The organism is Salsipaludibacter albus (assembly GCF_019798055.1).
Taxonomy (GTDB): domain Bacteria; phylum Actinomycetota; class Nitriliruptoria; order Nitriliruptorales; family Nitriliruptoraceae; genus Salsipaludibacter; species Salsipaludibacter albus.
Genome location: NZ_JAHOPH010000026.1, coordinates 42,772 through 55,488, shown reverse-complemented (window position 1 = coordinate 55,488; position 12,717 = coordinate 42,772). Strand labels below are relative to the sequence as shown.

At 73.8% G+C, this 12,717-nt stretch carries 13 protein-coding genes; 10 read left to right on the top strand and 3 right to left on the bottom strand.

Annotated features, from left to right (window positions below; genetic code table 11):
- The 10 genes from KR546_RS14400 to KR546_RS14355 all read left to right on the top strand — a co-directional run.
- The coding region (locus KR546_RS14400; protein WP_274388115.1) for a hypothetical protein at positions 1–352 on the top strand (352 nt) is incomplete at its 5' end.
- Between the two features lie 110 nt (positions 353–462).
- Positions 463–1,671: an MFS transporter gene (locus tag KR546_RS14395; RefSeq protein WP_238445413.1), complete on the top strand. Its 1,209-nt coding sequence runs from the start codon at positions 463–465 to the stop codon at positions 1,669–1,671.
- Between the two features lie 96 nt (positions 1,672–1,767).
- A complete protein-coding gene (locus tag KR546_RS14390) occupies positions 1,768–3,432 on the top strand; it encodes an acyl-CoA dehydrogenase family protein (RefSeq protein WP_238445412.1) in 1,665 nt (554 codons plus the stop codon).
- Between the two features lie 263 nt (positions 3,433–3,695).
- Entirely contained in the window at positions 3,696–5,033 is a 1,338-nt protein-coding gene (locus KR546_RS14385) for an aromatic ring-hydroxylating dioxygenase subunit alpha (protein WP_238445411.1), read from the top strand.
- On the top strand, positions 5,030–6,547 hold the full coding sequence (locus KR546_RS14380; RefSeq protein WP_238445410.1) for a glutamine synthetase family protein: 1,518 nt from the start codon (positions 5,030–5,032) through the stop codon (positions 6,545–6,547). The genes KR546_RS14385 and KR546_RS14380 overlap by 4 nt, the downstream gene beginning before the upstream one ends.
- Positions 6,525–6,992, top strand: coding sequence for a MarR family winged helix-turn-helix transcriptional regulator (locus tag KR546_RS14375; RefSeq protein WP_238445409.1), 468 nt, complete (start codon positions 6,525–6,527; stop codon positions 6,990–6,992). Before KR546_RS14380 ends, KR546_RS14375 begins: the two co-directional genes overlap by 23 nt.
- Positions 6,989–7,462 carry a carboxymuconolactone decarboxylase family protein gene (locus tag KR546_RS14370; protein WP_274388114.1) on the top strand — a complete coding sequence of 158 codons (474 nt, stop codon included), beginning with the start codon at positions 6,989–6,991 and terminating at the stop codon, positions 7,460–7,462. Before KR546_RS14375 ends, KR546_RS14370 begins: the two co-directional genes overlap by 4 nt.
- Positions 7,459–8,598: a lyase family protein gene (locus KR546_RS14365; protein WP_238445408.1), complete on the top strand. Its 1,140-nt coding sequence runs from the start codon at positions 7,459–7,461 to the stop codon at positions 8,596–8,598. The genes KR546_RS14370 and KR546_RS14365 overlap by 4 nt, the downstream gene beginning before the upstream one ends.
- A 216-nt stretch (positions 8,599–8,814) precedes the next feature.
- Complete coding sequence (locus tag KR546_RS14360) at positions 8,815–9,585, top strand: dioxygenase family protein (RefSeq protein ID WP_238445416.1); 771 nt, start codon at positions 8,815–8,817, stop codon at positions 9,583–9,585.
- 75 nt (positions 9,586–9,660) lie between these two features.
- A complete protein-coding gene (locus KR546_RS14355; RefSeq protein WP_238445407.1) occupies positions 9,661–10,047 on the top strand; it encodes a cupin domain-containing protein in 387 nt (128 codons plus the stop codon).
- A gap of 240 nt (positions 10,048–10,287) precedes the next feature.
- On the opposite strand, the gene KR546_RS14350 is transcribed toward KR546_RS14355, so the two are convergent.
- The 3 genes from KR546_RS14350 to KR546_RS14340 are packed head-to-tail and all read right to left on the bottom strand — an operon-like array spanning position 10,288 to position 12,661.
- Positions 10,288–11,022 (bottom strand): SDR family oxidoreductase, encoded by a 735-nt coding sequence (locus KR546_RS14350; RefSeq protein ID WP_238445406.1) that lies wholly within the window; start codon positions 11,020–11,022, stop codon positions 10,288–10,290.
- Positions 11,019–11,471, bottom strand: a complete 453-nt coding sequence (locus KR546_RS14345; RefSeq protein ID WP_238445405.1) for a hypothetical protein — start codon at positions 11,469–11,471, stop codon at positions 11,019–11,021. Before KR546_RS14345 ends, KR546_RS14350 begins: the two co-directional genes overlap by 4 nt.
- The gene (locus KR546_RS14340; RefSeq protein WP_238445415.1) at positions 11,468–12,661 is read right to left on the bottom strand and encodes a thiolase family protein; all 1,194 of its coding nucleotides are present in this window, start codon (positions 12,659–12,661) and stop codon (positions 11,468–11,470) included. Before KR546_RS14340 ends, KR546_RS14345 begins: the two co-directional genes overlap by 4 nt.
- Positions 12,662–12,717: the final 56 nt, after the last annotated feature.

Genomic DNA, 12,717 nt, shown 5'->3' with positions numbered 1-12,717 from the left:
CCCGACGACCGCCCCGCCGACGACCGCACCCCCGACGACACCCGCCCCGGCGCCGGCGCCGGCGACCGTGTCACCCACGGCCGCCGAGCTGGCCGACGTCCGGGACCTGCTCACCGACGGGCTGGACCGTGGACAGCTGACCGACGAGGCCGCCACCAGGATCGGCGAGCGCCTCACGGCCGTGAACACGCGACTGGCAAGTGGTGACGACGACCGGGTCCAGAAGGCCCGCGACGAGCTGGTCGCCGTGCGCCAGGAGATCGACCAGCAGGTCGCCGACGGCGAGGCCAACCCGGGCATCGCCAACCAGTTGCTGTCCGAGGTCGACGAGGTCGAGGCGACGCTCGCCTGAGCTCGTCCGACCGGGTCACGTCGCGGCGTCGGCGCGTCGGTCACTCGCACGGCTCTCGGTGCCACCAGCCCCTACCGTCTGCCGCCGGTCCCGGCCCTGGGAGACGCCACGTGTCCACCCGCACCACGCCCAGGATCCCGGTGCGCCCGGTCGCGACGGTGGGCACCGGGCTGGTGCTGGCCGCGTTGCCGGTCTTCCTGGTCGGTGGCCTGGCCGTGCAGATCCGCCGCGACCTCGGGTTCGCCGACGCGACGCTGGGCGCCGTCGTCAGCGCCGCCTTCCTGGTCGGTGCCGTGGCCGGGCCGGTCGCCGGTCGGCTGACCGACCGGCTCGGGGCGCGCAGCGCGATCCTCCTCGGTGCAGGCTGGAGCCTGGCGTCGTGTGCCGGGATCGCCCTGCTCGTCGACGGCTGGGCCACCCTGGGACTGTTCCTCGCCCTGTCCGGACTGGGCTTCGCCTTCATGGATCCCGGGCTGGCGATCCTGGTCGCGCGGACCGTCCCACCGGCTCGCCAGGGACTGGCGTTCGGGGTCAAGGAGGCCGCCGTGCCCGGCGCGGCGCTGGTGGCGGGACTCGCGATCCCGTCGATCGCCGTCACCGTCGGCTGGCGCTGGGCCTTCGCCCTGGCGATCGTCCCCGCGATGGCGCTCGCCGCCCTGCTGGCGGGGACCGCGCGCAGGGACGAACGGACCCGGCGCCCGGTGGCGCGCGACGTGGCGCGTGACCCCTCCACGCCGTCGACGCCACCGCCGCGCGCCCTGCTGGTGTCGATCGCGCTCGCGGCGGCGTTGGGCTCGGGGGCCGCCAGCGGGGTCGGGGTTTTCCTGACCGAGTCGGCGACGGCGAACGGGTTCGGCGAGTCGGCGGCCGGCCTGCTGCTGGCCACCGGGAGCATCGCCGGCATCGTGGCGCGGATCGCCGCCGGGATGCGGGCGGATCGGCGACCGGGCTCCCAGCTGGGCCTGATGACCGTGATGCTGGCGACCGGTGCGGTCGCGATGCTGGTCGGCTCGCTCGGATCGGCGCCCGCGCTGGTGATCGGCACGATCGGCACGTTCGCCGCCGGCTGGGGCTGGTCCGGCCTGCTGTTCCTGACCCTGCTGCGGCTCAGTCCGGGCGCCCCGGGCGCCGCGACGGGCATCGGGCTGGCGGGTCTGTCGATCGGCAATGCGGTCGGACCACTCGGGTTCGGCCTGATCGCGCAGTCCACGTCCTACCGGTCGGCCTGGCTGACCGCGGCCGTGCTGGCGGCTGCGGCGGCCGGGGTGCTGGCCGTGACCACCCGCCGACACGGGCTCCGTGGGCCGGATGCGACGTAGCCTGACCTGCTGGACGGCCCCTGACGAAACAGGCGCACCCGCTCCTGTGCGTCGACGGGACGCCCCGGAGCACGTCGAGCGATCGGACACGACGCGATGGCCACGCACACGGTCCGCAACCAGCCACCGCCCTACGAGGACCAGGACGCGTGGGCCGACGACGTGACGTTGCGGGAGGCGGTGGTCCGCCACGGTGCGGACTGGGCGACCGACGACCTGCAGGCCACCGGTCGGCTGGTCGGTGACGCCGAGTGGATCGAGCGTGGGCGACTGGCCAACGAGCACCCACCCGTCCTGCGGACCCACGACCGGTACGGGCACCGGATCGACCTGGTCGAGTACCACCCTGCCTACCACGAGCTCATGGCGGCCGGCGTGGCCCACGGGCTGCACGCGGCACCGTGGGCCGACGACCGGCCGGGCGCCCACGTCGCACGAGCGGCGCGCTACGTCCTGTGGCCACAGGTCGACTCCGGGACGCTGTGCCCGCTGACGATGACCTACGCGGTCGTCCCGAGCCTGCGCCACCAACCGGAGCTCGCCGCCGCCTGGGAGCCGCTCGTCACCAGCGACGTCTACGACCCCACCGTCGGCCCGGCGATCGGCCCCGGGACCGGGTCGGGGGGCAAGCAGGGTGCGCTGTTCGGCATGGCGATGACCGAGAAGCAGGGCGGCAGCGACGTCCGCGCCAACACCACCGCCGCGGTCCCGGCCGAGCCGGGCCACGACGGTCCGGGCGCGCTGCACCGCCTGACCGGGCACAAGTGGTTCTGCTCGGCACCGATGAACGACGCCTTCCTCGTCCTGGCCACGCTCGACCCGCAGGCCGCACCATCGTGCTTCCTGGTCCCGCGCTGGTTGCCCGACGGCACCCGCAACCCGTTCGCGATCCAGCGCCTCAAGGACAAGCTCGGCGACCGGTCCAACGCCTCTGGCGAGGTGGAGTTCGACGACACCCTCGGCTGGCTCGTCGGACAGCCGCACCGGGGCATCCCGGTGATCATGGAGATGGTCGCGGCCACCCGGCTGGACTGCATCATGGGCGCGACCGGCCAGATGCGCCACGGACTGGTCCAGGCCGCCTGGCACGTCGCCCACCGGTCGGCCTTCGGTGCGCTGCTGGCCGAGCAGCCACTGATGCGCAACGTCGTGGCCGACCTGGCGCTGGAGGTCGCCGCCGCGACGACCCTGGGACTGCGGGTCGCGGCGACCTTCGACCATCCCGACGACGAGCACGAGGTCGCCCTGCGCCGGCTGGCGACGCCGATCGCGAAGTACTGGACCTGCAAGCGGGCGCCCGGCCACGTCGCCGAGGCGCTGGAGTGCCTCGGCGGCAACGGGTTCGTGGAGGAGTCCGGGATGCCCCGGCTGTTCCGGCAGTCGCCTCTCAACGGGATCTGGGAGGGGTCGGGCAACGTGCAGTGCCTGGACGTGCTGCGGGCGATGGCGCGCAGTCCCGGTGCGGTCGACGCCCTGTTCGTCGAGCTGGACGCCGCGGCCGGCGCCGATCCCCACGTCGATCGCGCGATCGCGACGGCCCGGGAGCTGGTCGCCGCGCCCGACGAGCGCTCGGCCCGGCGCGTCGTCGAGCACCTCGCCGTGACCCTGCAGGCCGCGCTGCTGGTGCGCAACGGCGACCCGGCCGTCGCCGACGCCTTCTGCGCCAGCCGACTGGCCGACCGCCACCTCGCCTACGGCACGCTGGACACCGCCGCCGACCTCGACACCATCCTCGCCCGCGCCCACCCCGTCCTGCGATAGGACCCGACGCCCGTCCTCCGGCACGCATGTCCCCTCCGGCCTCCCAGTGGGTGCAACACCGAGCGGAACCCGCACCATCTCGCACCCGGTCGCCCGTGTCAGGCACGTCGATGGCCGAGTGGGTGCCGAAGCGAGCGGAACCCGCACCACCCTGCACCCGCTTCCGCACGGGCGGGTGGTCTTCCCGATCCGCAACCCTTGACATTCAGTCCCCCGAAGGTCAGCATGCTGAGGGAATGGCGTCACGGACCTGGGAGGCACGGATGCTGTCAGCAGAGGACAACGAACGGTTGACGCGGACCGGCCCCGGCACGCCGGCCGGGGACCTGCTGCGGGCCTACTGGCAGCCGGTGGCGCTGGTGGAGGAGCTGCCCGACGAACGCCCGGCCAAGCCGGTTCGGCTGCTGGGCGAGGACCTCGTGCTGTACCGCCGGGCCGACGGCGGGTACGGACTGGTCGGGCGCACGTGTTCCCACCGGGGCGTGGACCTGGCGTTCGGACGGCTCGAGGACGGTGGCATCCGGTGCCTGTACCACGGCTGGCTCTACGACCACACCGGCGCCTGCCTGGAACAGCCCGCCGAGCCACCCGAGAGTCGCTTCCGCGAGAAGGTCGCCCACCCGGCCCACCCGGTGCGCGCGATCAACGGCATCATCTTCGCCTGGATGGGCGGCGGTGAGCCACCGGACCCACCGGCCTTCGACGCCTTCGACGCACCGGAGTCCCACACCTTCGCCTTCAAGGGCTGGTGGAAGTGCAACTGGCTCCAGGGCCTGGAGGGCGGGATCGACCCCAGCCACGTGTCCTTCCTCCACCGCTTCCTGGACGAGGATCCGCGCGACACCTACGGCCAGCAGTTCCGCGAGCACGTGGACGGCACCGACGTGCCGCTGTCCAAGCTGGTCGGGGACAACTTCCGACCCGACATCGACGTCGAGGTGACCGGCTACGGACTGCGGGTGTACGCCCTGCGTGACCTCGCCGACGACCTGCGCCACGTCCGGATCACCAACCTGCTGTTCCCCAACGCCTTCGTCATCCCGTTCGGCAACCGGATGGCCATCGCGCAGTGGCACGTGCCGATCGACGACCACAACCACCACTGGTACATGGTCATGTACGACCTCGAGGAGGCCACGGACACCGAGACCCTGCGGGCCCAGCGCCTGGAGGGAGTCACCCTGCCGGACTACGAGCCGATCCACGGGCGCCACGACGACTGGGGCTTCGACCCGACCGAGCAGGCCACGACCACCTACACCGGGATGGGCATGGACATCAACGTGCACGACCAGTGGGCGGTCGAGTCGATCGGGCGGATCCAGGACCGCACGGTCGAACACCTCGGCGTGTCGGACCGCGCCGTGACCGCCTACCGCCGCCAGCTCCTGCGCGCGATCGACGACCACGCGGCTGGTCGTCCGACCCCTGCCCGCCACGCTCCCGGGACCTCGCTGGACGACCTCGGCCCCGTTGCCGTCGACATGATCACGCCACGGGACGGCTGGGAGGGCCACTGGCGCGACCGCGCCGCCCGCCGACGCCACCGCTCCCCGTGGGCCCGCGACCCGGTCGATTCACGCGACGAGGTGGACGCGTGACGGGCGACCCGCGCAACCCGGACGCCGTCGGCACGCCGGTCGGGTTCGGCGACATGGTCTGGACCCAGCGTCGCTGGGACGACTGGCAGGCGGTGCGTCGCACGATCGAGCAGCACGGCATCGAGCTGGTCCGCGTGCTGCTGGTCGACCCCCACGGGCTGCTCCGGGGCAAGGCGTTGACCCCGGAGGCGCTCGAGGTGGCGATGCGCCACGGCCACACCCTGCCCGGCACGGTGCTGCTCAAGGACACTTCCAACCGGACCGTCTACCCGGTGTTCGAGACCGACCGGGTGCTGGACGACCACCGCCTCAGCGGCATCGGCGACCTCGTGATGCTGCCCGACCCGGCCACCTTCCACGTCCTGCCACACGCCCCGGGGACCGGGGTGGTGCTGGCCGACGTCCACTACCCCGACGGCGAGCCGGTCGCGATCTCGCCCCGCGCGATCCTGGCCCGGGAGGTCGACCGACTCGCCGATCGGGGCCTGGCCGCCCGGATCGGCGTCGAGCTGGAGTTCCACGTCTTCCGCGACCTCCGGCAGGGCCTGGCCCCCGACGACGCCGGCATGCCGGGCAGCCCGCGCCCGGTCGAGCTGCTCAGCGGCGGCTACCAACTCCTCAACGACGTCGTGCTCGACGACTTCCACCCGGTCGTCGACCTGGTCCGCGACAGCGCCCGTGCACTGGACCTCCCGCTGCGATCGGTCGAGGCCGAGATGGGACCGTCCCAGCTGGAGGTGACGCTGGCGCCGATGGACGTGATGGCCGCCGCCGACGGCGTGGCCCTGCTGCGCTCGACCCTCCGGCAGGCGGCGCGACGGGTCGGCCTCCACGTGACCTTCATGACGCGTCCGGCCATGGCGAACGTGTTCTCGGCCGGCTGGCACGTCCACCTGTCCCTGGTCGACGACGACGGCACCAACGTGTTCGCCAGCGACACGGCCGATCGCGGGACCGGGACGGCGGAGGACGCGTCGGACGGGGCGACGGACGACGTGGCGGACGAGGTCCTGTCGGCCACCGGACAGGCGTGGCTGGCCGGCCTGCTCGCGCACGCACCGGGGGCGACCGCCCTGACCACGCCGACGATCAACGGCTACAAGCGCTACCGCCCCCACTCGCTGGCCCCGGAGCGGATCGGCTGGGGGATCGACAACAAGGGGGCGATGCTCCGGGTGGTCGGCCACGGCCCGGCGACCCGGATCGAGAACCGGGCCGGCGAGGCCGCCGCCAACCCGCACCTCCTGCTGGCAGCGCAACTGGCCTGCGGCCGGGCCGGGCTGGACGGCGAGCTCACGCCACCACCGCCCACGACCACGCCCTACGCCACGGGTGATCGGTTGCCGGCGACCCTGCGCGACGCCCTGGACGCGTTGGAGGCCGACGAGGTGCTCGGGGCGGCACTGGGCACGACCGTGCGGCAGTGGTTCCTCGACCTGAAGCGCCACGAAGTGGCCCGGCACGACGCCCACGTCAACGACTGGGAGCAGCGTGAGTACTTCGAGCTCTTCTGAGGCGGTCTCCCCCGTCGACCAGTCCCTGGCGACGGTCCCGGCCCACCTGGTCCGGCGGGTCCACCAGCGCCACGCCCGGCTGTGGTCGGAGGTGGTGGGCGACGAGCCGACCCCGCCGCAGTACGCCGTCCTGCACGTGGTCGGCGAGCAGCCGGGCATCGACCTGACCGAACTCGGGGCCCGGGCGGCGCTGGATCGCACGACGGTCGGACGAGTGGTCGACCGCCTGCTCCGGGACGGGTTGGTCGACCGTCGCGCCGACGAGGCCGACCGTCGACGGCTGGTCGTCACGCTGACCTCCGCCGGACGCGACCGACTGGCCGGCGTGACCCCACTGGCCGCCGAGGCGAGCCGGCGACTGCTCGCCGGCCTGTCCCCCGCGCGGGCAGACTCGCTCCTGGACCTGCTGCGCGCGATGCTGGACGACGACGAGGACGACCGATGACCGCCGACACCCCGCCCGACTCGTCCGAAGCCCCGCCCGATCCGTCCGGCGACCCGCCGGGCCCGGCCGGCTTCCCGCTGGCCGACCACGACGACGCCATGGCTGTCCGGCGTGCGGTGCTGGGCGACGACCACGTCGACGCGGCGGTCGCCGCCACGACCACGCTGAACGCCCCGTTCCAGGAGCTCGCGACCCGCGTCGCCTGGGGCGGGCTGTGGTCGCGGGACGGCCTGCCCCGTGACCAGCGCAGCCTGGTGACGATCGGGATCCTCGCCGCGCTTGGTCGCGAGGCCGAGCTGCGGATGCACCTGCGGTCGGCGCTGGAGCGGACCGGTGTCCGCCCCGAGCAGCTCGTCGAGGTGCTGCTCCACACGGCGATCTACGCCGGCCTCCCCGCCGCCAACGAGGGCTTCCGGATCCTCGCCGAGGTGGTCGCCGACACCGACACGCGAGACGGGTCCTCGTCGTGACCGCCGTCTCGATCACCCGGGACACCGCCGTCGCGGCGACGTGGACCGCCCGCGCACGGGTCACCCGCATGGTCGCCGCCGAGGTCGCCTGGCTCGCCGCCGGGGTCGACGTGGGTGCGGTCCCGCCCGAGGCGCTCCCGGGCGACCTCGCCGACCACCCACGACCGGTGGTCCTCGACGACGTGACCGGACTGGCCGCGGCGATCGACCTGGAGACCGTGGCGGCTGGCCTGCGAGCCGACGCCACGCCGGTCCCCGCCCTGCTGGCCGAGCTGGGTCCGCTCCTGCCCGACGCGGCCGCGCCCCACCTCCACGACGGGCTGACCAGCCAGGACGTCGTCGACAGCGCCGCGATGCGGGGGCTGGCCGACGACCTCGCCACCCTGTCGGACCTGGTGGTCTCGTCCGGGGAGCGCTGTGCGGCGCTGGCCACGACGCACCGGGACACCGCCATGCGGGGGCGGACGCTCCTCCAGCCGGCCCGCACGACGACGTTCGGGCTGCGCGCGGCCACGTGGCTCGACGGGCTGACCGGGGACCGTGACCGGCTCCGGCGAGCCCGCGAGCTGGTCGCGCTGGCCTGGGGTGGCCCGGTCGGCACCGGCGCCGGCCAGTCGGAGGAGCGGGTCACGGCGTGGGGGGCTCGGCTCGACCTCCCGGTCGCCCCACTGCCCTGGCACGGCAACCGCGATCGGGTCCACGAGCTCGCGGGCCTGCTCGCGACCGTCGCCGGACAGGCCGCCTCTCGTGCCCGCGATCTCGTGCTGCTGTCCCAGGCGGAGGTCGGCGAGTTGCTCGACACCGCGGCGGGTGGGTCGTCGGCCATGCCCGACAAGGCGAACTCGGCCGCGGCCGTGCAGTCGGCGGCGGCCGCACGGGTCGCGTCGTCGGCCGCCGGCGGACTGCTGTCCGGGACCGAGGTCGAGCTCGAACGTGCCGCCGGGGCGTGGCAGGCCGAGTGGGACCTGCTCCCCGACCTCGTGGTCGCGACCGGTGCCGCCCTGGACCACGGCCTGCGCGCCCTCGAGCAGCTCGAGGTCCAGCCCGACGCGATGGCAGCGCACGCCGGCGACGACGAACCGGGACGTGCCGGCGAGCTGGTCGACCGCGCCGTCCGTGCCTGGCAGGTCGGCTGAACCCGGTCGTGGGCGGGACCCAGCAGGAATAGTTGAACGTTCATCTATCGTTGCACCCGTACGACACACTGTCCCCCTGGCGGTGCGAACGACACGAACGAGATGCCCATGCAGCAGGACCCGTCCACGGCCCTCCGGTCGGACGACCAGCCACGTCCGACCGAGCCCATCCCGGCTGCGGCCGGCGGCCTCGACGACAGCGGCGACCACGGCCGCATGCCAGCGGTGTTCATCAGCCACGGGGCGCCGCCCCTGGTGGACGACACGGCGTGGGTGGCGCAACTGCAGGCCCTGGCCGTGTCGCTGCCCCGGCCGAAGGCGATCCTGGTCGCGTCGGCCCACTGGGAGGCCGCGCCGATGATGCTCGGCGCCACCGAGACGGTGCCATTGGTGTACGACTTCGGCGGCTTCCCACGGCGCTTCTCCGAGGTCACCTACCCGGCACCGGGAGCGCCCGACCTCGCCGACCAGGTCGCGAGGATGATGCCCGACACCCGCCACGTCGCCCGGACCGGCCGCGGACTCGACCACGGCGCCTACGTCCCGCTGACGGTCATGTACCCCAATGCGGACGTCCCGGTGCTGCAGGTGTCGCTGCCGTCGCTCGAGCCCGACGACCTGCTCGACATCGGCCGCCGCCTCCAGCCGCTGCGTGACCAGGGCGTGCTGGTGCTGGGGTCCGGCTTCACCACCCATGGCCTGCCGTTCCTCGACCGCCGCCACTGGCAGGACCCGTCGGCGGCCGCTCCCGGGTGGTCACGAGAGTTCGACGCCTGGGCGCACGAGACCCTGGCCGCCGGCGACGTGGAGTCCCTGGCGGCGTTCCGTGATCGTGCCCCGGGCATGCCGTTCGCCCATCCCACGATCGAGCACTTCGCCCCGATGTTCCTGACGCTGGGTGCCGGCGGGGATCCCGAGCAGGCCCCGGACCAGCCCATCGACGGCTTCTGGATGGGCCTCGCCAAGCGCTCGTTCGTCGTCGCCTGACCGGGTGCCCGACCGTCCTGACAGGTGGAGCCGTCGGACCTACGGTCGACGACGAGCGATCGTGAGGAGCGACCGATGACCGACGATGCCGTCCACGCCGAACGCCGTGACCCCGAGCAACCCGAGGGCGCACTCGACCTCCACGCGGCGGGAGCCGAGCTGCTCGAGCAGGCCAACGGCCTGGCCGCCGGGCGGGCGGCGCGGACCCTGACACCCCACCTGGGCGCAGACCTGAAGCAGACCCTGCTCGCCGTGTGCGCCGGGCAGCGCCTGGGCGAGCACCCCTCACCGGGCCCCGCGACTCTGCAGGTGCTCAGCGGCGCCGTGACGGTGCACGTCGGCGACGACGCGCTGTCGCTGGACGCGGGCGAATGGGCGGTCCTGCCCCGCGAGCTCCACGACCTGGCCGCCCGCGACGACGCCGTCGTCCTGCTGACCGTCCACGCCGACCCCACCACCTGACTCGAGCTTTCGCGCCGGCCCCGGCTTCGTGCGTCGACATGGAGGAATCCCGCCGGCCGTGATCGGATCGTGCAACAGTTCGCACGGATCCATCACAACCGAGCCTCGCCACGGCCACCCCACCGCAGCCGTCACCGAGCCTCGCCACGGCCACCCCACCGCAGCCGTGATGGGATCGTGCAACAGTCCGCGCGAATTCATCACAGTCGAGCGCTGAGTGCCGCCGGTGCCGGGGCGGGGTCAGCGGGAGCGGCCGCCGCAGACGTAGACGACCTGGCCGGTGGTGTAGGCGGCGTCGGGCGACAGCAGGTGGGCGACCTCCGCGGCGACCTCGGTCGGTTCGCCGGCACGTCCGAGTGGCACCTCGGCGGTCACCTTGGCCAGCACGTCATCGGGCATCGCGTCGGTCATCGGCGTGGCGATCAAGCCGGGGGCGATCGCGTTGACCCGGACCCGGGGCGCAAGGGACCGCGACAGGGCGATCGTGGTCCCGATGATCGCGCCCTTCGACGTGGCGTAGTTCATCTGTCCGAAGTTGCCGAGGTGGGAGCGCGACGAGATGTTGACGATCGCGCCACCTTCGACCAGTCGGTCGGCCAGGGCCAGTGACAGGTCCAGCGGTGCCTGGGCGTTGACCGCGAGCACGGCCGCGACCGCAGCGTCGTCCATCTTGACCAGCCGCGCGTCACGGGTGATGCCGGCGACGTTGACCAGGCCCACCAGCCGACGGTCCTCGGTCGCGGCGACAACGGCCGCCCGCCCGTCCGCGGTGGTGAGGTCGGCGGCCACCCAGGCGATCCGGTCGTCGTCGGGCCCCGTGCCCGGGCCGTCGTCAGGGACAGCGAGGTCGACCGCGACGACCTCGAGGCCGTCGTCGAGCAGGCGCTGCACGACGGCGGCGCCGATCCCACCCGCCGCGCCGGTCACGACGACCCAACGGTCGACACTGGCCTCGTGCCACTCGGTCGCGGTCATGGTCGCTGCCTTCCGTGGTGGGCGTCGCCGACGAGCAGGACCTGCCCGCTGAGCCGCCCGGACCTCAGCACCCACCGAGCGGTGTCCAACGCGTCCGCCAGCGGCCCGACCACGACGTTGGCGACCAGCCCGTCGCGCTGGCCCTCGAACCCGTAGGCACGCGAGCCCGCCACGACGCCGTGGCCGACCGACAGTCGACCGACGTCGTCGCCCTCGAGGTGGTCGTCGGGCACGACCGTCACGACGTCGACCCCACGCTCCATCGCGTCCCGCAGCGTGGCGATCCACCTCCCCAGCACGTCCGCCACCTCCTCGGGCGCCACGGCGCCGTCGAGCACCGCCACCAGCGGCCCCTCGTCACCGGCCGACAGGTCGGCCGCGGCCAGCGCCGCGTCCACGTCGACGCCGGCGTCCACCCGCGTCCAGACCGTCACCGCAGTCCCACTCATGCGGGGACCTCCAGGACGCCGGCGATGCCCTGGCCGACGCCGATGCACATGGTCACGAGTGCCCGTCCGCCACCGCGTCGCCGCAGCTCGTGGATCGCGGTCACGGCCAGCTTGGTGCCCGAGCACCCGAGCGGATGGCCCAGCGCGATCGCGCCGCCGTTGGGGTTGACCCGCTCGTCGTCGTCGGCCAGCCCCCACGACCGGGTGACCGCCAGCGACTGGGCGGCGAAGGCCTCGTTGAGCTCGACCACGTCGACGTCGTCGAACCCCAGCCCGAGCCGGTCGAACAACCTCGCGGTCGCGGGCACCGGGCCGATCCCCATGATCCTCGGTGGCACCCCTGCGGTGGCCGAGCCGACGAAGGTGGCCAGGACGTCCAGGCCCTGCTCGCGGGCCACGTCGGCGGCGACCAGCACGGTGGCGGCCGCGCCGTCGTTGAGGGGACTGGAGTTGCCGGCCGTGACCGTGCCACCGTCCTTGAACACCGGCCGCAGCCCGGCCAGGGCCTCCAGGGAGGTGTCGGGCCTCGGACCCTCGTCGGCGGTGACCTCGCCACCCCGGACCGGCACCGCCACCAGCTCGTCGTCGAACCGTCCCGCCTCGGCCGCCGCGACCGCCTTGCGGTGCGACGCCAGCGCGAACGCGTCCTGGTCCTCCCGGGCGATGTCGTGCTCCTCGGCCAGGTTCTCGGCGGTGACACCGAGTCCGTCGGTGTGGCCACGCTCCTCCATCAGGGAGTTCACGAACCGCCAGCCCAGCGCCGTGTCGACCAGGTCGGGCACGCCCCGGGGTGGCACGCGCTGGGGCTTTGCGACCGCCCACGGGGCGCGCGACATCGACTCGACCCCACCAGCGACGACCACGTCGACCTCGCCCACGGCGATCCTGCGTGCCGCCGAGGCCATCGACTCCAGGCCCGAACCGCACAGTCGGTTCACGGTCACGCCGGGAACCTCGACCGGCAGGTCGGCCAGCAGCCCGGCCATGCGCGCGACGTTGCGGTTGTCCTCGCCGGCCTGGTTCGCACACCCCAGGACGATCTCGCCGATCCCGGCCGAGTCGATCCCGGCCCGGTCCACGGCCTCCCGGACCACCAGCGCGGCGAGGTCGTCCGGGCGCACGCCCGACAGCACCCCACCGATCCTCCCGACGGGGGTCCGCACGGCGGACACGATCGCGACCTCGCGCATCATCATGCTCCCGGTCAGTGGGGCCTCGAGTCGGTCGTCGAGTGTGCGGTCCGCTC